At 44.5% G+C, this 21,069-nt stretch carries 18 protein-coding genes; 6 read left to right on the top strand and 12 right to left on the bottom strand.

Annotated elements, in window-relative coordinates:
• Window positions 1-90: 90 nt before the first annotated feature.
• Entirely contained in the window at window positions 91-675 is a 585-nt protein-coding gene (gene yfbR / locus KI742_RS10875) for a 5'-deoxynucleotidase (RefSeq protein WP_285385203.1), read from the top strand.
• A gap of 15 nt (window positions 676-690) precedes the next feature.
• The gene (locus KI742_RS10870) at window positions 691-2,013 is read left to right on the top strand and encodes an anti-phage deoxyguanosine triphosphatase (protein WP_115385831.1); all 1,323 of its coding nucleotides are present in this window, start codon (window positions 691-693) and stop codon (window positions 2,011-2,013) included.
• Window positions 2,014-2,019: 6 nt separating this feature from the next.
• Here the strand turns inward: KI742_RS10870 and KI742_RS10865 are convergent, their stop codons facing one another.
• Window positions 2,020-2,634, bottom strand: a complete 615-nt coding sequence (locus KI742_RS10865; RefSeq protein ID WP_053350466.1) for a tRNA-uridine aminocarboxypropyltransferase — start codon at window positions 2,632-2,634, stop codon at window positions 2,020-2,022.
• Window positions 2,635-2,637: 3 nt separating this feature from the next.
• Here KI742_RS10865 and rrtA point away from each other — a divergent pair, with 3 nt between their 5' ends.
• Entirely contained in the window at window positions 2,638-3,189 is a 552-nt protein-coding gene (rrtA, locus tag KI742_RS10860) for a rhombosortase (protein WP_165401728.1), read from the top strand.
• A 98-nt stretch (window positions 3,190-3,287) separates the two neighbouring features.
• Here rrtA and KI742_RS10855 read toward each other — a convergent pair whose 3' ends face one another.
• From KI742_RS10855 to tig, 7 genes are all read right to left on the bottom strand, one after another.
• Complete coding sequence (locus tag KI742_RS10855) at window positions 3,288-3,572, bottom strand: helix-hairpin-helix domain-containing protein (protein ID WP_031777211.1); 285 nt, start codon at window positions 3,570-3,572, stop codon at window positions 3,288-3,290.
• A gap of 255 nt (window positions 3,573-3,827) precedes the next feature.
• On the bottom strand, window positions 3,828-5,687 hold the full coding sequence (ppiD, locus tag KI742_RS10850; protein WP_171344885.1) for a peptidylprolyl isomerase: 1,860 nt from the start codon (window positions 5,685-5,687) through the stop codon (window positions 3,828-3,830).
• A gap of 201 nt (window positions 5,688-5,888) precedes the next feature.
• Window positions 5,889-6,161, bottom strand: a complete 273-nt coding sequence (locus KI742_RS10845) for an HU family DNA-binding protein (RefSeq protein ID WP_005382341.1) — start codon at window positions 6,159-6,161, stop codon at window positions 5,889-5,891.
• A gap of 191 nt (window positions 6,162-6,352) precedes the next feature.
• Complete coding sequence (gene lon / locus KI742_RS10840; RefSeq protein WP_005382343.1) at window positions 6,353-8,704, bottom strand: endopeptidase La; 2,352 nt, start codon at window positions 8,702-8,704, stop codon at window positions 6,353-6,355.
• A 130-nt stretch (window positions 8,705-8,834) separates the two neighbouring features.
• Window positions 8,835-10,115 (bottom strand): ATP-dependent protease ATP-binding subunit ClpX, encoded by a 1,281-nt coding sequence (gene clpX, locus KI742_RS10835; protein ID WP_005382345.1) that lies wholly within the window; start codon window positions 10,113-10,115, stop codon window positions 8,835-8,837.
• A 70-nt stretch (window positions 10,116-10,185) separates the two neighbouring features.
• A complete protein-coding gene (clpP, locus tag KI742_RS10830) occupies window positions 10,186-10,812 on the bottom strand; it encodes an ATP-dependent Clp endopeptidase proteolytic subunit ClpP (RefSeq protein ID WP_005382347.1) in 627 nt (208 codons plus the stop codon).
• 105 nt (window positions 10,813-10,917) lie between these two features.
• Complete coding sequence (gene tig, locus KI742_RS10825; RefSeq protein WP_005382251.1) at window positions 10,918-12,225, bottom strand: trigger factor; 1,308 nt, start codon at window positions 12,223-12,225, stop codon at window positions 10,918-10,920.
• Between the two features lie 526 nt (window positions 12,226-12,751).
• Here tig and KI742_RS10815 point away from each other — a divergent pair.
• The 3 genes from KI742_RS10815 to KI742_RS10805 all read left to right on the top strand — a co-directional run bounded on the left by KI742_RS10815 (window position 12,752) and on the right by KI742_RS10805 (window position 16,160).
• On the top strand, window positions 12,752-14,557 hold the full coding sequence (locus KI742_RS10815; protein WP_213867084.1) for an ATP-binding protein: 1,806 nt from the start codon (window positions 12,752-12,754) through the stop codon (window positions 14,555-14,557).
• A 4-nt stretch (window positions 14,558-14,561) separates the two neighbouring features.
• Complete coding sequence (locus tag KI742_RS10810) at window positions 14,562-15,899, top strand: sigma-54 dependent transcriptional regulator (protein ID WP_213867083.1); 1,338 nt, start codon at window positions 14,562-14,564, stop codon at window positions 15,897-15,899.
• Between the two features lie 78 nt (window positions 15,900-15,977).
• Complete coding sequence (locus KI742_RS10805; protein ID WP_021034161.1) at window positions 15,978-16,160, top strand: hypothetical protein; 183 nt, start codon at window positions 15,978-15,980, stop codon at window positions 16,158-16,160.
• Between the two features lie 33 nt (window positions 16,161-16,193).
• Here KI742_RS10805 and KI742_RS10800 read toward each other — a convergent pair whose 3' ends face one another.
• From KI742_RS10800 to KI742_RS10785, 4 genes are all read right to left on the bottom strand, one after another.
• Window positions 16,194-17,555, bottom strand: a complete 1,362-nt coding sequence (locus tag KI742_RS10800) for a TRAP transporter large permease (protein ID WP_005382255.1) — start codon at window positions 17,553-17,555, stop codon at window positions 16,194-16,196.
• Between the two features lie 3 nt (window positions 17,556-17,558).
• Window positions 17,559-18,233 carry a TRAP transporter small permease gene (locus KI742_RS10795; RefSeq protein WP_005382256.1) on the bottom strand — a complete coding sequence of 225 codons (675 nt, stop codon included), beginning with the start codon at window positions 18,231-18,233 and terminating at the stop codon, window positions 17,559-17,561.
• Between the two features lie 70 nt (window positions 18,234-18,303).
• Window positions 18,304-19,302: a TRAP transporter substrate-binding protein gene (locus KI742_RS10790; RefSeq protein WP_047102866.1), complete on the bottom strand. Its 999-nt coding sequence runs from the start codon at window positions 19,300-19,302 to the stop codon at window positions 18,304-18,306.
• A 211-nt stretch (window positions 19,303-19,513) separates the two neighbouring features.
• Complete coding sequence (locus KI742_RS10785) at window positions 19,514-20,983, bottom strand: protein adenylyltransferase SelO (RefSeq protein ID WP_205390767.1); 1,470 nt, start codon at window positions 20,981-20,983, stop codon at window positions 19,514-19,516.
• Between the last annotated feature and the right edge of the window lie 86 nt (window positions 20,984-21,069).

Raw genomic sequence — 21,069 nt, 5'->3', positions numbered from 1 at the left:
TGAATCACTGGTAGTAATTAGTGCTGATCTCTCATATGCTTAGAGGAACTCCTAGTGAGTTCCTTTTTTACACCAGAAACGGAGAAAGCCATGAAAGAAAGCCATTTTTTCGCCCACCTGGCTCGAATGAAGCTGATCCAACGCTGGCCTTTGATGCGGTCCGTCTCACCAGAAAACGTTTCAGAGCATAGCTTACAAGTTGCTTTTGTCGCTCATGCCCTTGCCCTAATTAAAAACAAAAAGTTCGGCGGCAACCTTAATCCAGAACGCATCGCGATTCTGGCCATGTACCATGACTCCAGTGAAGTATTAACGGGTGATCTTCCAACTCCAGTGAAGTATTACAACCCTGAAATTGCCAAAGAATATAAGAAGATAGAATCGGCAGCGGAACAAAAATTACTCTCAATGTTACCGGAAGAGTTCCACGATAATTTTGCCCCCTATCTTCTTTCTCACTCTGCACACGAAGAGGACGCAAAAATCGTTAAGCAAGCCGATTCCATCTGTGCCTATTTAAAATGTCTTGAAGAACTAAGCGCCGGCAACCATGAGTTCGCTCTGGCAAAAAAACGCTTAGACGTCACTTTGCAAGAACGCAAAACGCCTGAAATGGATTACTTTCTCAATACCTTTGCCCCAAGTTTCGAATTATCGTTAGATGAAATCAGTTAGCTTACGGAGATAATCGTGTCGTTTGAATTACACCCGCAATGGCAAGAGCGCCATGATGATGAGCATAAAATCCGTCGAGACGACCATCGGAGCCCGTACCAACGAGACCGAGCGCGCATTCTTCACTCGGCTGCATTTCGACGCCTACAAGCAAAAACCCAAGTACACGGCAATAGCTTGGAAGACTTTCACCGCAGCCGGTTAACACACTCCTTAGAAGCGTCGCAACTCGGGACCGGTATCGTCGCCCAGTTAAAGAAAAAACAGCCAGAGTTCCGCGATCTATTACCATCAGACAGCTTAATTGATTCATTATGTTTAGCGCACGACATCGGGCATCCTCCATACGGTCATGGGGGAGAAGTCGCTCTAAACTACGTAATGCGCGAACATGGCGGCTTCGAGGGGAACGCCCAAACCTTTCGTATCGTCACTAAGTTAGAGCCTTATACTGAGCATTTCGGAATGAATTTATCACGCCGCACACTGCTTGGTTTGATTAAGTACCCTGCCCTCATTAGTCAAACACGCTCCGTCAAGTTACCTCAACCAGCCGAGCATCAACGTAAACTAAAAGCAAAAGATTGGAGCCCAGCTAAAGGCATTTATGATTGTGATAAAGACTTATTTGATTGGGTAATTGCACCGCTTTCTGACAACGACAAGGCATTGCTTAGTCTGATGCGTTCAACGCCAGAATCGGAGTTTGAGCACAGTAAAACGCGTTTTAAATCACTCGATTGCTCAATCATGGAGCTAGCAGATGATATCGCCTACGGTGTTCATGATTTAGAAGATGCAATCGTACTTGGTATGGTGACACGTCAGCAATGGCAAGAAGGCGCAGCAAGTCAATTAGCGGACTGTGGCGACCCGTGGTTTGAAGCTCATATCGATTCCATCGGACAGATGCTATTTAGCGGTAAGCACCATGAGCGGAAAGATGCCATCGGTGGTATGGTTAACGCGCTACTGACCAGCATTTCAATCAAAACGGTGGATGAGCCGTTTAATAACCCGTTACTGTCTTGGAATGCGTGTTTAGAACCACAGATGGCACGTGCACTTGACGTACTCAAGCACTTTGTCAGCACCTTCGTTATCCAAGTCCCGCAGGTCCAGATCGTTGAGTATAAGGGTCAGCAAATTATTATGGATATTTTTGAAGCGTTAACAGCAGACCCAGAGCGATTACTACCCGTTCATACAAAAGATCTGTGGTGTCAGGCGAAGAGCGAGAGCAATAAAATGAGGGTCATCGCCGATTATATTTCTGCAATGACCGATGGTCACGCGCAAAAGCTACACCGCCAACTTTTCTCTTCCATCGTTCTTTAGTAACACTCAACCTTTCAAGTAATTCTTTTCAAAAACGCCCGGAGGCATCTGGGCGATTTGGAATTCGATCATATTTTCAAAGGCATGCATAAGCGGTGTAAAGTCGCGCTCGGGTTCAAGCAAGCGAAGCGAATGATAACCAGCCTCGACTGTCGATAAGCTATTCTCAGAGGGCGCCTTACGAATGGTGTAGTGCCCTTGTAGTTGCTTAGGCAACTGCACGGTTGGGAGTGGATGTAAGTTGCTTGAGAGTTGCCACATTTTGTACGCTTTTTTCCACGTACCATCGAGCAAAATCAAACGTATTTTCTTAGATACACTATGACTCGCTTGAGTGATTTCAGAAATGCATCGTGACTCTTCTGATGGGTAAAGAACAAAATGTTGATATGACTCATCCGCTAATAAGTGATTTAAGACATCATCACAAGAAAAGTCCTCTCCTATCAAACAAATACAGTTATCTAAACTCAAATTGAGAATCCGTGCCGTACCAAGCGGACGATGTTCTTCACTCGTGTGCTGAAGAATGATAAGTTCTACCTCGCTTGCCAGCGGTACAATCCATTGGCAAATACATGCTTTTTGCGATTTTCCACAACGAGAACAATAACGAGACATAGAGTGAACCTTTATACCTTGCTGAGTATTATCAGCGTGATCTGTTTGATACTTCAATTTGAACCAATGGCAAGCCTAACCGAGTGGCACAGCTACAATATACGCCATGGTGAATGGTGGCGAATCGTAACAGGAAATCTCACACATACCAACTTTGCGCACTTAGGAATGAACCTCGCCGGATTGTGGATCATTACTTTTATTTTTCGCCCAAGCACTCGTAACTTCCTTATCGTTTTTTCAATCTTATGTGCATGTGTTGGTGCGCTGAATTTGTTTACCAACATGTCGGTGTACGTGGGTTTATCCGGGGTATTACATGGATTGTTTGGATTTTGGGCGCTCAGAGAAGTCTTTGAAAGCAGAAGAAGCAGTGTGTTGTTAGTCGGAGGGCTAATCGCCAAAGTAGCATGGGAGCAGGTCTATGGCCCATCCAGCAGTACTGCTGAGCTTATCGGTGCAAACGTTGCTATTGATGCTCATATGTTTGGCGCACTCGGTGGGTTAGTAATGGCTTTAATGGAAAAAGGCCTTCGCCGTCGTTTATTCGGATAAAAAATCCCGAACCACGAAAGAGGGGCTGGTTCGGGAAAGCAGTAATAGGGAAACAGATATTGTTCTGAATTCAGACTCAATATCTGCAATACATCAAGCTACAGTAAAATGCGGTCTTCGTTTTTCTTAACTGTCGCTTCACCTATGCCTTTTACGCTCTTCAAATCTGCTGCCGTTTTAAAAGGGCCATGTTCCTCGCGGTAGTCCACTATACTCTGCGCTTTTTTCTCACCTATACCTTTCAACATGGTCGCAATTTCTTCAGCAGTGGCCGTGTTGATATTTACAGTAATTTCAATTCCTTCATATTTGTCAGTGGCTGAATCCGCAGCCATGCTAAAAGGTGCAAAAACAAATAAGCACAATGTCAAAATCCATTTCATATTGAACATACAATCTCCAAAATAGTAGGCTAAAAACAGTCATCGAGAGCGAGTCACTATCAAGTTTGCAATGGAAAGCAATATGGTTATGCATTTAACAAACTGAGATGACCCGGAATTCACAACGGCCGCTATCACTTAAACGCGCACTAATTTAAGTAATGCCTATTGATGATTGAAGTTCATAAAGACAAAAATAAAACGGACCGCTTATGCGGTCCGTTTTATTCAACATACAAATTACACTAATTGTGCTTAGTTGCTCACAACAAAGTACTCAATGTCAGTATTTGCACGCAGTACGGCTAGTACAGATGATAAGTCTTGCTGAGAAGATGCACGCTGCATTTGCATCGCAACTTGATCTTCTAACTCACTATCTAGCTCTGCGTTTACAGCATCAAGCTCGATGATAATGATGTTACCTTCAAGATCTTTAGACTGACCGTATACTGGTTTACCATCGACTGGTTTTGCCATCGCGAATACCGTTGTTGCCAACGGAGAACGACGATCTACTGTCTCTTGTTCACCAAAGGCAAGATTGTTTTCAGCAAGCACGTTCGTCTTACCTTCTTTCAATGCCGCAACGACTTGTGTTCCAAGCTCCATCGCTTCTTGCTCACCTTTAACACGAGATAGCTCTGCAACAACCTGATCTTTCACTTCTTCTAGTGGAAGAACTGTCTCGTCACGCGCATCTTCAACACGAACAACGATAATATGCTCAGGCGCAACTTCGATAGCTTCAGAGTTTAGGCCATCTTCTTTAACTTCAGGACTTAGGATAGCTTGCATTACAGCAGGGCTACGAAGCACTTCAGGTGCATCAACCTGAGAAATAAAGTCCGTTGTCTTCACTTCTTGGTTAACCGCTTGAGAAGCATCATACAATGAGTCTGGGTATTCAAACGCTACGCGCTCAAGCTCATTTTGCAACTCGTAGAATTGATCGATAGCTTGTTGGTCAACCATCTCTTGTTTGATTTCAGCAGCGACTTCTTCAAATGGCTTCGCCACAGAATCTTTTAGCTCTTCAAGCTTGATAATGTGATAGCCAAAGTCCGACTTTACTAGACCCGACGTATCGCCAGGATTCTTCAGTGCGAATGCCGCTTCTTCAAAAGCAGGGTCCATCACATCACGCTCGATCCAACCTAAGTCACCACCGTTTTCAGCGCTGCCAAAATCGTCAGATTTCTCTTGAGCAAGCGTCGCAAAATCTGCACCCGCGTTTAGATCATCTAGGATAGCTTGCGCTTTTGCTTCATCGTCCCCTTCTACAAGAATGTGAGCGACACGGCGTTGCTCTTCTGAAGAGTATTTGTTTAAGTGCTCGTCGTAGTACTTTTTCACCTCAGCATCAGAAACATTAACTTGTTCCTTTAGCGCTTCAGCTGACAGTTCGATGTAAGAAACTTTAACCTGCTCTGGGCGTGTAAAGTTGTCTGGGTTTGCTTTGTAGTACTCTTGAATTTCTTCGTCGGTCAATTCAATATTTTTCGCGAACTCCGCTAAGTCGATCTGAATCGTGCGAATATCACGAGTTTGAGTGAACAGCTTGCCTTCTGCTTGTACTTCACCCGGCAGAATAAATTCACTGTTTTGTAGCGCATTCAGCAGTTGCTCACGAACCAATTCACGACGCATGTACTCAGCAAAAGAGTCTGGCGAAAAGCCTGCACGACGCAAAGAAGCTTGATAGATCTCTTGATCAAACTGACCATTAGATTGGAACTGAGGCATGTCTAGAATCATGCTACGCACTTGAGTATCGCTGATTCGCAGACCCAAAGCTTCAGCTTGTTGGTCAAGCAACACGTCATTGATCATTCGATCTAAAACGGATTTGCGGAAAGATTCAACATATGCAGGGTCAGCCAGCATTTGAGAGAAGTAGTCACCCAACTGAGCTTGCATACGGTTACGCTCATTTTGGTATGCCATCTCGAACTCACCACGAGGAATCTCAGTGTTACCGACTTTCGCTGCAGAGTTGTTGCTACCACCAACGATGTAGCTACCTACACCTGCAAATACGAAAGACAGGATGATAAGTCCAAGGATAATTTTGACCGCGATGCTATTCACGCCTTCGCGTAGTCGATCCATCATAATTTAACTGCTCTCCACAATTGAAGCCTACTGCTTCTATCTAATAGAAATAATGGCGCAATAATATCAGAAAAAGAAATGCGCATCAGTATGATGCGCATAATTTAAGAAAGTTCGGCTCGAAGTTTGTAAATTTTTGTTCGAAACTTATTGTTTGAGCAAAAGTTAAGCAAATGGCCGGTTACAGAAATAACGCCGTGATTAGTTACAAGCGTCTTTCAGTGCTTTACCAGCTTTGAAAGCTGGTACTTTTGCTTCTGCGATTTGGATTTCTTCACCAGTTTTTGGGTTACGACCAGTACGTGCAGCACGAGTGCGAACGCTGAATGTACCAAAGCCAACTAGAGCGACTTGATCACCAGATTGAAGAGTTCCGCTTACTGCTTCGATGAATGCATCTAGAGCACGACCCGCTGACGCTTTAGAAATATCTGCATTTTCTGCGATTTGTTCTACTAACTGAGTTTTATTCACTGTAATTTCCCCTTTGTGTCATCTGTGATTATTTTTGTGATGACTTTCGTTCCATTGTTAAGAAAATATGCTCCACCCCTTATTCATCAAGGGCTGGCAGCTATCGAAACTAACTTAGCGCCCAAAAAAAACGCTGACAAGCCTTTTTGGGCTTATCAGCGTAAACTTTTACTTATTTTTGCTACACATCACTATTTTTGAGACTCAAACTCAACGCCCGTCGGGTCTCGCTCTAGTGCGACTTTCAGTACTTCATCAATCCACTGTACAGGGATAACTTCCAGATCCGCGATAACATTATCAGGAATCTCTTCCAAATCACGCTCGTTATCTTTTGGAATTAGCACTGTCTTAATGCCACCACGGTGTGCCGCAAGTAACTTCTCTTTTAGGCCGCCGATAGGTAGAACCTCACCACGCAGTGTGATTTCACCCGTCATCGCTACTTCTGCTTTCACAGGGTTGCCTGTTAGAGAAGAAACCAATGCTGTACACATTGCTGTACCCGCACTTGGGCCATCTTTTGGTGTCGCGCCTTCCGGGACGTGTACGTGAATATCTTTCTTCTCGTAGAAGTCAGTATTGATACCTAGCTTTTCTGCACGAGAGCGAACCACTGTCATTGCTGCTTGGATAGACTCTTGCATCACATCACCAAGAGAACCCGTTTGTGTCAGCTTACCTTTACCTGGCATTGATTGAGTTTCAATCGTTAATAGATCGCCACCCACTTCGGTCCAAGCTAGGCCAGTTACTTGACCAATTCGGTTACTTTCATCCGCTTTACCGTAATCGAAACGTTGAACACCTAAGTACTCTTTTAGGTTGTCCATCGTTACCGTTACTGACTTGATGTCCTTATCCAGCAAGATGTTCTTCACCGCTTTACGGCAGATCTTAGAAATCTCACGCTCTAAGTTACGGACACCCGCTTCACGCGTGTAGTAACGAATGATGCCAATAATCGCAGAATCTTCAATGACGATCTCATCCGCTTTCAAGCCATTACGCTTCACTTGTTTATCAACAAGGTGACGTTTTGCAATGTTCAGCTTCTCGTCTTCGGTGTAACCAGATAAACGAATAACTTCCATACGGTCTAACAATGGACCCGGGATGTTCATCGAGTTCGATGTCGCAACAAACATAACGTCAGAGAGATCGTAATCCACTTCTAGGTAGTGATCGTTGAACGAGTTATTCTGTTCAGGATCAAGTACTTCTAGTAGAGCCGATGCCGGATCACCACGCATATCGGAAGACATTTTGTCGATTTCGTCCAATAAGAACAGCGGGTTCTTCACACCAACCTTCGACATCTTCTGGATCAATTTGCCTGGTAATGAGCCGATGTAAGTACGACGGTGACCACGAATTTCCGCTTCATCACGCACACCACCCAACGCCATACGAACATACTTACGGCCTGTAGCTGAAGCAATTGAACGACCAAGAGACGTTTTACCTACACCAGGAGGACCAACAAGACAAAGGATAGGACCTTTTAGCTTGTTGATACGGTTTTGAACCGCCAGGTATTCAAGGATACGTTCTTTGACGCGTTCTAGACCGTAGTGATCTTCATTAAGAACCTCTTCTGCTTTCGCTAAGTTTTTCTTAACTTTTGAGCGCTTAGCCCAAGGAACGCTGACCATCCAATCGATGTAGCTACGAACCACTGTTGCTTCAGCAGACATTGGAGACATCATCTTAAGCTTTTGCAGCTCTTGCTCTGTCTTTTCACGTGCCTCTTGAGGCATTTTTGATTCGTCAATCTTCTTCTGTAGCGTTTCGAACTCGTCTGGTGCGTCTTCCATCTCACCAAGTTCTTTCTGAATCGCTTTCATTTGCTCATTCAGATAATACTCACGCTGAGATTTTTCCATTTGCTTTTTAACGCGACCACGAATTCGTTTTTCAACTTGCAGCAAGTCGATCTCTGATTCCATCTGGCCCATCAGGAATTCCAGGCGCTCAGTGACGTCAACAATTTCAAGCACTTGCTGCTTATCCACCAACTTTAACGGCATATGAGCCGCAATGGTATCCGCTAAGCGTGCGGCTTCGTCGATACCATTAAGTGACGTTAGCACTTCTGGTGGAATCTTCTTGTTTAGCTTAATGAACCCTTCAAACTGATTAATCGCGCTGCGAACAATCACTTCTTGCTCACGCTCATCCAATTCTGGCGTGACAACAAATTCAGCTTCCGCTAGGAAGAAGTCACTCTCTTTAAAGTGATTGATTTTTGCTCGCTGCTGGCCTTCGACCAATACTTTTACTGTGCCATCCGGAAGCTTCAAGAGCTGGAGAATGGTGGCTACCGTACCTACGTCAAATAGGTCGTCAACCGTAGGCTCGTCAGTATCCGCTTGCTTTTGTGCCACAAGAAGAACTTGTTTGTTGGTTTCCATCGCCGTTTCTAGACAGCTAATCGATTTCTCACGACCAACAAACAATGGAATAACCATGTGTGGGTAGACCACTACGTCACGTAGAGGTAGTACCGGGATCTCGATACGCTCGGAACGTTCCAAGTTCATATAATTCTCTCTTCCGCTTTCACGTTTAACGTATTACTTAAGGCAGTATATGGGGGCTAATTGTTTGGATTCAATAAGAGAAATAAAAAAAGGAGGTAATTACTTACCTCCTTTTTCATTATGGCTGAATTTACTCTGCTCCAGCTGCCTGATTGTCTGCGTTACTGTAAATAAGCAGTGGTTCTGACTCGCCATTAATGACGGACTCATCAATCACGACTTTACTAACGTCTGTTGCAGATGGTAATTCGTACATGGTTTCAAGTAGCACGCCTTCAAGAATCGAGCGTAAGCCACGAGCACCTGTTTTACGCTCCATTGCTTTTTTCGCGATAGCGCGCAGCGCATCTTCACGGAATTCAAGTTCAGCGTTTTCCAGCTCAAACAATGCTGCATATTGCTTGGTCAGTGCGTTCTTCGGTTCACATAGGATCTGAATCAACGCTTCTTCATCAAGCTCAGTCAGTGTTGTTGTTACAGGTAGACGACCAATGAATTCTGGAATGAGGCCGTACTTCACTAAGTCTTCAGGTTCAACTTGAGTAAACAGCTCACCTACCGTCTTCGATTCATTCTTCGAACGAACTTCAGCACCAAAGCCAATACCTGTACCTGTTGCAACACGCTGCTCAATCACTTTGTCTAAGCCAGCAAAAGCACCACCACAAATGAACAGGATCTTAGATGTGTCCACTTGTAGGAATTCTTGCTGAGGATGCTTACGACCACCTTGAGGTGGAACCGATGCAACCGTACCTTCGATAAGTTTTAGTAGCGCCTGCTGAACACCTTCACCAGATACGTCACGCGTAATAGATGGGTTTTCAGCTTTGCGTGAAATCTTATCAATTTCATCAATGTAAACGATGCCGCGTTCTGCTTTAGCTACATCGTAATCACATTTTTGCAGAAGCTTTTGGATGATGTTTTCAACGTCTTCACCTACGTAACCGGCTTCGGTTAGTGTCGTCGCGTCTGCCATTGTAAATGGCACATCCAAGAATCGAGCTAATGTCTCCGCAAGTAGTGTTTTACCGCTACCTGTAGGACCAATTAGAAGGATGTTACTCTTACCAAGCTCCACACCTTCGCTCGTTGTATCACCATTGCGTAAACGCTTGTAGTGGTTATATACCGCAACTGCGAGCACTTTTTTCGCGTAATCTTGCCCGATCACATAGTCATCAAGGTGTTCACGGATCTGTTTTGGCGTTGGTAACGCTTCAGATTCTTTCTTAGGGAGAACATCCTTGATTTCTTCGCGAATAATATCGTTACATAAGTCGACACATTCGTCGCAAATGTACACTGACGGACCTGCGATTAGCTTGCGAACTTCGTGCTGACTTTTGCCGCAGAAAGAACAGTACAGCAATTTACCGCTGCCACTTTCTTTGCTTTTATCTGTCATTCGCTAACCTCTTAGCCTTTACTCTTCATGAATGAGTGTATATCAATTTTTGCCAAAATGCGCTGGCTAATTACTCGCCACGGTGGCTTAACACTGCATCCACGATACCGTATTCCACAGCCTGCTCTGATGACATGAAGTTATCACGATCAGTATCGCGCTCAATGACTTCAAGAGGTTGGCCTGTATGTTCTGCTAACAACTTGTTTAGCTTCTGTTTAATCGTCAGGATTTCCTGAGCATGGATTTGGATATCAGAAGCTTGACCCTGGAAACCACCCAATGGTTGGTGGATCATTACACGAGAGTTAGGCAGTACGTAACGCTTACCTGGCGCACCACCTGCAAGCAGGAAGGCACCCATTGAACATGCTTGACCCATACATACTGTGCTCACATTTGGCTTAATGAACTGCATGGTATCGTAAATAGACATACCTGCTGTTACGCTACCGCCTGGAGAGTTGATGTATAAGAAAATATCTTTATCTGGATTTTCAGATTCTAGGAAAAGTAGCTGAGCCACGACAAGGTTTGCCATGTGGTCTTCCACTTGACCCGTTAAAAAAATCACGCGCTCTTTAAGCAGACGTGAGTAGATGTCGTAAGAGCGTTCGCCTCGGGAAGTTTGTTCAACCACCATTGGTACTAGCGCGTCCATAATTGGCGACATTGCATTTTTTTCTTGGTAGCTCATATTCTTATGTCCCTAAAATAAATGGCCCGGATGATGACTATCATACGGACCATTGTTAGCAGAATAGTTAACGTTAAGTCAACCTTCTACGCAAGATATTGCTTATTAAGCAGCAGGTTGTTGTTGGTTAAGTAGCTCGTTGAAGCCTACTTCTTTCTCAGAAACCTGTGCTTTAGCGATGATCGCGTCGATTGCTTGCTCTTCTAGAGCTACGTTGCGCATGTTGTTCATCATTTCTTCGTTTTGCTCGTAGTAAGCAATAACTTCTGATGGATCTTCGTATGCAGTAGCCATTTCTTCGATTAGAGCTTTAACTTTCTCGTCGTCCGCTTTTAGCTCTTCAGATTTGATTACTTCACCTAGTAGAAGACCAACAACTACGCGACGTTTAGCTTGTTCTTCGAACAGTTCACGTGGAAGCTGAGCAGCAGCTTCTGGGTTACCACCGAAGCGTTGTGCAGCTTGTTGACGCAGAACTTGGATTTCTTGCTCGATAAGCGCTGATGGTACGTTGATGTCGTTTTGCTCAACTAGACCGTCAATCGCTTGCTCTTTGATGCGGTTCTTAACAGCTTGCTTAAGTTCGCGTTCCATGTTCTTACGAACTTCAGCTTTAAGTGCTTCAACACCACCTTCAACAACACCGAACTTAGCAACGAACTCGTCGTTTAGTTCTGGTAGTTCACGAGCTTCAACTTTGTTCACTTTGATTGCAAACTTAGCTGCTTTACCTTTTAGGTTTTCAGCGTGGTAATCTTCTGGGAAAGTCACGTCGATGTCGAATTCCATACCAGCAGTTTTACCTGCGATACCGTCTTCGAAACCAGGGATCATGCGACCAGCACCCATTTCTAGAGGGAAGTTCTCAGCTTTACCACCTTCGAACTCTTCACCGTCGATAGAACCAACGAAGTCGATGCTTACGCGTTTGCCATCTTCTGCTGCTTCTTCAACTTCAACCCAAGTTGCTTGTTGCTTACGTAGAGTATCGATCATCTCTTCTACGTCTGCATCTTTAACTTCTGTTAGTGGTTTTTCAACAGTGATGCTCTCTAGGCCTTTAAGCTCAACTTCTGGGTAAACTTCAAAAGTTGCAGTGAAAACTAGGTCTGAACCTTCTTTGTTCTCTACAGGAGCGAAAGTTGGAGCGCCAGCTGGGTTGATTTTCTCTTTAACGATAGCTTCGATGAAGTGGCGTTGCATTACTTCACCAAGAACGTCTTGACGTACTGCTTTGCCGTACATCTTAGCAACCATTTTTAGAGGCACTTTACCCTTACGGAAACCATCGAAACGACGGTTTTTAGCGATGTTGCGTAGTTCAGCTGTTACAGCGTCTTCGATGTTTGCAGCTGGAACAGTAATGTTTAGACGGCGCTCTAGGCCCTCTAGCGTTTCAACAGTAACTTGCATTATATATAAACCTCTAAAGTGGCTCGGTTTTCCGAGCGTATGAGCGAAACTCAGAGGAGCTTACGCTTCATCCTTGTGTAGTGTTCTGTCCGAACACCTAATTTAAAATCGAGTATCGATACTGGTTGTCAGTACCGGACTAATCAGTGATATCTTCGATAAAATAACCAAAGGTATCTCCTATTAGCCTCAGGACAGAATTTTTAGACGCGACATTCTAGCGATCTGTCGCAACCCTGTCGAGCCAATAGCCACTATGTGGACATTGTCTGCGCTAAATTCTCGAATGCTGACCCATTTTTTCTTCAAAAATGCGATTCAGACACCGTCTAAGCATCGCCAGCATATCTAGAATGGGGACAATAGCGACTTTTTCAAGAGAATCGACCGGTTTTTTTATCGAAAAGCCTAAAAAGAGATCTTGCTCTTGTTTTACTCCACAGAGTTGAAAACTAAATCCCTAATCCTTCCTACAAACTATTAACATTTTCTTACGTGACCAAAGGAAGTTGTAAGGAGTGTAAGGATGTCGCAAAAAAAACGGATTCTGCCGACATTTTTTGCTTTCTATTTCCTGTGCGCAATTATCGGTGGCCATTGGGTTTGGCAGACCAGTTATCAATCTCTACTTGATAAACACCAATCACAGCTTGAGCAATTTTCTGGCCATATAAAAAATAAACTCGATAAGTACGCCCATATCCCAAATCTTCTAGCTAAAGATGATCCACTTTATCAAGCGCTTCTGCACCCCAACAACAGTGCGCAACTGGAAATCACTAATCGGTATTTAGAATCCGTTAATGGCGTGATTGAAGCAGCGGACACCTACTTAATCGATCAATGGGGTACAACGATCGCAGCCAGCAACTGGCGTAAAGAGCGCTCCTTTATCGGGCGAAATTTTGCATTTCGCCCTTATTTCAAACAAGCCATTGTAGGCAAAAGAAGCCAATACTACGCACTGGGCTCAACATCTGGTAAACGTGGCTACTACTATTCTTATCCCATCATATACGCTGGCGGTGTACTTGGTGTCGTCGTGGTGAAGATGGACCTAAGTAAGATAGAGGACAACTGGCAGCAACCAAACAGTGTTTTTGTCGCCAGCGACCCATACGGAATTGTTTTTATGAGTAGCCGAAGTGAATGGCTACTCAAAAGCTTACAGCCGCTGACAAAAAAAGAGAAAAAGCAAGTTTGGGCAAGCCAACAATATCTTGATGCGCCAATTGAAACGCTTGGATTAGTGGGTAGTTTGGACGAGGTGCACTCTGAGCTTAAACAAGGTTACCCATACAATAAAGGAACCTTCGTGGTCTCTTCGCTGCCCCTTCCCGAACTCAAACTGACAATTCGTGTGCTGTCTCCTAAACAGTCGATCGTTTGGTTCACCATGGGTTACATCTTTGTACTCACTCTAGCATTCATGGTTTTATTTTTAATTGGTCAGCTTATCTATCACCGTCAACAGCGTCACTTGCAAATTGAACGAATTCAACAAGAAGCCAATCAAAAGTTGGAATATCAAGTCATGGCACGGACTGCCGAGTTGCAAGCGGAGATCGCACAGCGTATCGATACCGAGCAAACTTTACGCGTTACTCAAGACGAATTGGTGCAAGCAGCGAAACTCGCGGTGTTAGGACAAATGTCGGCCAGTATCAGCCATGAACTGAATAATCCACTTGCGGCAATTCGTAGCTTTGCGGAGAACGGCAAGCTGTTTCTAAAAAAAGAAAAATATGAGCGAGTGGAAGATAATCTCACTCGCATTTCTGCTCTCACTGACCGTATGGCAAATATCAGTCAGCAACTTCGCTCCTTCGCAAAAAAAACCAGTGGTGACGAGTTGGCTCAATCTCGATTGTTCCCTGTGATTGCCTCTGTAAAAGAACTGATGAAGCCCGCATTTAAATCAGGGCGCGTCACGTTAGAAACAAATTTGCCAGAGCATGATGTTGAAGTGCAGATCAATATTATTCAACTGGAGCAAGTGTTGGTCAATTTACTGACTAATGCGATAGAAGCACTCAAAGAACAACAAGACAAACAGGTAGAATTATCTGTAGAACACGATGAGCACACTGATTTGGTTTGGATTCATGTTGATGATAATGGCCCAGGGCTTGGCTCTTTCTCACTTTCTGATTTATGTGAACCGTTTCTAACCACTAAACTGAACGGTTTAGGTTTGGGTCTCTCTATCTCGCAACAAATCTTAGCCAGTATGAATGGAAAATTATGTGCCCATAATCGAGAACAAGGCGGCGCTCGATTCTCATTGTGTTTACCTATCACTTCTTACAACACTGAACCATCAAAAGGATAAGATCATGTGTCAGGTGTTTTTTATTGATGATGAGGCCGATCTCAGAATCGCTATAGAACAGACCTTTGAACTTGCGGATATCGACGCCAAGTTTTTTGTGGATGCAGAATCGGCTTTAATAGCGATGCAGCAAGGGGAAGAAGCTGGCGTCGTGGTCACTGATATCTGTTTGCCGGGCATTTCTGGTATGGATATGCTGACAACTTTGACTCAACGCGATGCAAACTTACCCGTCATCATGATCACTGGACACGGTGATATTTCCATGGCTGTGCAAGCCCTTCATCAAGGCGCTTACGACTTTATTGAGAAACCTTTTGCGCCAGAACATTTGGTTGAAACGGTTAAGCGGGCGATTGAGAAGCGCAAACTAACCAATGAAAATGAAAAACTGCGCCTGTCACTTAAAGCCAGTAAAACCCTTGGTCCACGAGTTATTGGTGAAACCTCTAGCATCCAAATATTACGAGAGACCATCACCCAAATCGCCGATACCGACGCCGATATTTTATTGTTTGGTGAGACCGGTACAGGGAAAGAGTTAATCGCTCGCTCTTTACATGAGCAAAGCTCTCGCCGGAACCAAAACTTTGTTGCCGTAAATTGTGGAGCGGTTCCAGAGAACTTAATTGAGAGTGAACTCTACGGCCATGAAAAAGGCGCATTCACTGGCGCCGAAAGCCGTCGTATCGGTAAATTTGAGTTTGCACAAGGCGGCACACTTTTCTTGGATGAGATCGAGTCGATGCCTATCCAAGCCCAAATTCGTTTATTGAGGGTATTACAAGAGCGCGTGATTGAGCGTGTCGGTTCAAATGAATTATTGCCTTTAGATATTCGAGTGATTGCCGCAACAAAGGTCGATTTAAAACACGCAGCTGAACAAGGTACTTTCCGTCAGGATCTCTATTATCGGCTCAATGTCGTGACCTTGGATCTCCCGCCACTACGCGAACGAAAAGAAGACATTCCCGCCCTCTTTCACCACTTTCTGTTGGTAGCAGCTTCACGTTATGGCAAAAGCTCACCTAGCTTGTCACCCCAAGATCTAGCGCAACTGATGAGCCATGACTGGCCTGGCAATGTTCGAGAACTCAGAAATGCTGCAGAGCGTTTTGTGCTATTGGGTAAGTTAATTCAGTTGGGAGAATCGAACCCAGTTGCTAAGTCTTCCTCAAGCCTTGCAGAGCAAGTGGCGGAGTTTGAGAGAGCAGCCATTGAAGGCGCTTTATTAGAAAACAACGGTAGTATTAAACAGACAATGTGCCAATTGAATGTGCCAAGAAAAACCCTTTACGACAAGATGCAGCGCTACCAAATAAATAAAGACCTTTACAAATAAAACACGTTCAAATAGCTGGCATTATATTCAACTTGAATCATAATTTTTAACAACGGATTTATCATGGTTGTTATAGATATGAACGAAAAAGTGAGAATACCGATTGTTACAGATACCGTGCTCGTAGACGGTTGCTATCAAGAAGAGAGAAGATTCGGTGAAGAGCGTCGCAAAAATAAAAAGAGGTGGCGACACTATGAACGTCGAATTAATTCAGACCCGCGCAAAACTTGTTACAAGTCAATAGACGAAGAGGTGTGAATTCTCACACCTCTTTCTACTTTCTGGCTTCCATTACTTGGTAATGATCTCCGGCCCCATCAAGGTAGTAGGCAACCAAGTCGAAACCCATGGTACATATGTGACGATAATTAGGAATAAGAACATCACTCCAACCCAGGGTAATGCTGCCTTCACTACGTTCATCATCGACATTTTGGCAACACCAGCGGTCACAAATAAGTTAAGACCCACGGGCGGCGTTATCATTCCTATCTCCATATTCACCACCATCATTATGCCCAAATGAATTGGGTCTATACCTAATGCAATCGCAATTGGGAACACGAGCGGCGCAACAATGATCAATAAGCCTGATGGCTCCATGAACTGACCACCAATCAGCAACAAGACGTTCACTACAATCAAAAAAGTGATTGGTCCGAGACCAGCCGAGAGCATCGACTCGGTGATCATTTGCGGGATCCGTTCTTCCGTTAAAACATGCTTCAAAATTAAGGCATTAGCAATGATGAACAGCAGCATGATGGTGAGTTTGCCCGCTTCATACAGGGTGTGTTTCGTGTCTTTATGAACAAAGGTTTGGAAGATTTTAACGAGCGCAGGTTTAGTGTTTTTCTTGTCTGCAAATGGCCCCATGTCTTTGTATACAAAGTTAGCAATAAAGAATGAGTACACAGCAGCAACCGCAGCGGCTTCTGTCGGCGTAAAGATACCGCCATAGATACCACCAAGAATGATGACGACCAACAACAAGCCCCAGCTTGCATCCTTGGCGGCATCAAAGGTTTCTTTCCAACCGACAAAAGGTTGTTTTGGAAGGTTCTTGATTCTCGCGGCAATGTAAATCGCGATCATCAACATGACACCCGCCAGCAAACCGGGAATCACACCACCAAGGAACATACGTCCAACTGACACATCCGTTGCGGCTGCATACACCACCATCACAATCGAAGGTGGGATCAAAATCCCTAGCGTACCTGCGTTACAAATTACCCCAGAGGCAAACTCTTTTGAGTAACCGTTTTTGATCATACCTGCGATAACAATACTACCTATGGCAACAACCGTTGCAGGTGAGGAACCTGACAACGCGGCAAACATCATACACGCGACAACCGAAGCCATCGCCAAACCGCCGCGGAACCAGCCTACAATGGCAATGGCGAAACGAATGATCCGCTTTGCTACGCCACCCGTCGACATAAAGCTTGAAGCCAATATAAAGAATGGAATAGCCAATAGCGTGTAGTGGCCCGCGAATGCATTAAACAGCGTTTGAGCAACTGACGCTAAAGAGGCATCCGAATGCATTAAAAGGAAAAGAACACTGGAAAGGCCCAGCGAAATAGCAATTGGCACGCCAACCAGCATAAAGCCAATTACCATCAAAAATAGAAATAAGATATCCATGGCTTATTGCTCCTTGTTTTTAGCGTCTTGCGAGGCCTTTGGAGCCATTACGTCTTCAGCGTCACTCATCTCAGCTTTAAGAGATTCGAGCTCTTCCTCCGCTTCATGTCCTGCAATCAAGCGATCGAGCTTACCAGTAGCGATTTGCCACGTGACTTGAACAAATCTAAACGTTAGTAGCGCCATTCCAAGTGGCAAAGCGAAGTAAGGAATAAAACGTGGCAGCTTTTCATAACGCTCTCCCTCATTTAACCAGTCGGCCATGAACTGGAGCATTTCAGGCATTGGAATATCGTCCGTTTCATACCACGCTCGGTCAGTAGCGAACGGATACCAGTAGTTCCAAGCGCCAATTAACAGCAAAATAGAGAAGGCTAAGCAACACATTGCTGCAAAAAGCGCCAGGGCTTTTCGTTTACCTTCCGGAACGATGTTAATAATGACATCGACACCAATATGAAAGTGTTTTTTCACACCATAAGATGCGCCAACCAACACCATCCATGCGAACATGAAAACGGTGAGCTCAAGCGCCCAAAGAATATTGTCGTTAAAGACATAACGAAAGATGACATTGGCAAAGGTCAGCAAGGTCATGGCACCCAAGAAGAAAGCAATCAAAGTCTCTTCAATGGCATCGGTGATTCGTCCAGCCTTGGCAAAAAAAGTCTGTTCCATAATTACATCACGTCGTCTGTAGAGGGAAAGAGCCCCCTTAGTTTGAGAGGGCTAAATGTGTTAGGTGTTATTATTTTTGGTTAGACGCCAAAGCGGCTTCGATTAGGTCAGAACCAATGTCTTTTTCGAACTTCTTCCATACTGGTTGAAGTGCAGTGACCCATTCTTGACGCTGTTCTGGCGTTAGAGTACGAACCACACCACCGGCTTCGATGATATTGTTCTTATTCGCAAGGTTTACTTTGGTTGACTCAGCATTACGCTGCGCAGTTACCTCTTGAATAATGGTATTTAACTGCTCGCGCTGAGCATCTGGTAGGTTTTTCCAGAAGTCGTTTGACGTCACAACTAAGTAATCCAAAATTCCGTGGTTCGTTTCCGTAATGCCATCTTGAACTTCGAAGAATTTTTTGCCGTAAATGTTTGACCAAGTATTTTCTTGACCATCAATAACCTTAGTTTGCAAACCGCCGTAAACTTCTTTGAACGACATTTTTTGTGGGTTAGCACCTAGCTGCTCAAACTGAGCAACGAGTACATCAGAGGCTTGAACACGGAACTTAAGTCCTTCAGCATCAGTTGGAGAAATGAGCGGCTTGTTGGCTGACATTTGCTTCATGCCGTTATGCCAAAACGCAATGCCTTGTAGGCCACGACGTTTCATTGAATTTTTCAGCTTTTCACCCGCTTCCGAGTTTTGGAAACGGTCAACCGCGTCGACATCATCGAACAAGAAAGGAAGATCGAAAAGGCGGTACTTCTTGGTGAATTTCTCAAACTTAGAAAGAGAAGGAGCAGCGAGTTGAACATCACCATTCAGTAGCGCTTCCAACACTTTGTCATCATCATACAGTGTTGAGTTAGGAAACACCTGCATACAGACTTTACCGTTCATCTCTTCGTTGACGCGCTTTTCAAGTAACGAAGCCGCGATGCCTTTAGGGTGTTTGTCCGCGTTCGTTACATGGCTAAACTTGATGACCGTTTCACCTGGGTCACAATTTGCGGCAGCATTAAAACTGGTAACAGCAAGTGCAGAGACAGATAGTAGAGTTAGAGGCTTAAACATTATTATTCTCCTTGTTGAATCACATCCCATCCCGTCCATGAGTAACTAGGTGTTAGGCGATGGGTACGGATATTCAACAAAGAGCAATTAATGGACCATGTTAAAATTTATATGTATTTCAATAAATTAACATAGCCCATTAACATGAATCCGAAGTGTAACGAGTGAATTCCACCCAAGAAAAGATATAAATGGGTGGGAAATGACCCATTTATGAAGAACAGCTTATCTCCATTTTCTTCCCCCATTCCGGCGGCAATTTCGCATAATCATCAAACTCGGGTTGCTCATCAAATGGGCGTTTTAACAGTCCGGCCAATCGGTGTAATTCGCTAAAGTCCCCTTCTTCCGCTTTATCAATCGCCAACTGAGCCAAGTAGTTACGCAAGATGTATTTGGGATTGGCTTGACGCATCTGTTTGCAACGCTGTTCGGTTGAAATCTGGCCCCCTAGTTTATCAACCTCTAGCTCACACCGAGCTAAGTACAGATCAAGCCAAGCTCGCGCAGCTTCTCGGTCGAGAAATAAATCGATTACGGCTTGGGAAGGCGCATTATCAAGGTTTGAAAGTGTTCTGAAGAAGCGAGTGTAGTCCGTTTTGTTCTGGTGAAGAAGCTCAAACATAGCTTCAAACAAACGCCCGTCTTCCGCTATCTTAGTTTTTAAGCCCAACTTCTCACGCATGAGGCGGCTGAACTGCTGGCTTAAATGAACTTCAAATTGACTCAACGACGATTCTAAATCTTCTCGTTCAACGAGTGGCGATAGCGCATGCGCCAATGCTGACAAGTTCCAAAGCGCAATTCTAGGCTGTTGATCAAATGCGTAACGACCCTGGTAGTCTGAATGATTACAAATGTATCCCGGCTCATAATCATCAAGAAAGCCAAACGGACCATAATCAAAAGTTTGCCCAAGAATTGACATGTTATCGGTATTCATCACACCATGCGCAAAACCAAAAGCTTGCCAATATGCGATCATCTCGGCTGTTTTAGTCACGATGGCGTCAAACATCGCGGCATATGGTTTCTCCGCCGATGCACAATCAGCAAAGTGCCACTCAATCACCTTATCCGCCAACAGCTTCTGCTCTGCTAACTGGTTGGTGTAAAAGAAATGCTCAAAGTGACCAAATCGAACATGGGTTTCAGCCATTCGAAGTAACAAAGCGCCCGATTCCGTTTTTTCTCGATAAACAGGTGTATCACTGACCATCATACCGAGAGCACGTGTCGTCGGAACCCCAAGGCCCGCCATGGCTTCACTGCACAGGTACTCACGGATAGTTGAGCGTAATACCGCTCGCCCATCTCCCATTCGCGAGTAAGGCGTTAGCCCTGCACCTTTGAGGTGAAGATCAAACCAAGTACCATTCTGATGCTCAATTTCTGCCAACAGTAATCCACGTCCATCGCCCAAATCTGGGTTGTAAACGCCAAACTGATGGCCTGCATATTTCATCGCAAGAGGACGAAATTGTTCGAATTCACTTAGCCCAGAAAAAACCGCCAATAACTCATCGTTTTGCTCTGCTGGTAAACCAAACTGCTGTGCAAACTCACCATTCCAAGCGACCCAGCGAGTGTTGTCCAAGGGTTGTGGCTCGACCAACGTATAGAACGCTGACGGTAATTGACTAAAGCGATGGGTGAAATTGACCCGTTGCCAAATGGACATGTAGGGTTCCTTAACAAAAAGAAGTACTGTTGTGAGTATACGTGTGAATGTCCCTGTCATTCAGCCATGAAATGGGCATGGGTATT

Source organism: Vibrio sp. D417a (assembly GCF_030248595.1).
Taxonomy (GTDB): Bacteria; Pseudomonadota; Gammaproteobacteria; order Enterobacterales; family Vibrionaceae; genus Vibrio; species Vibrio alginolyticus.
This window is presented reverse-complemented; position numbering and strand designations above follow the sequence as displayed.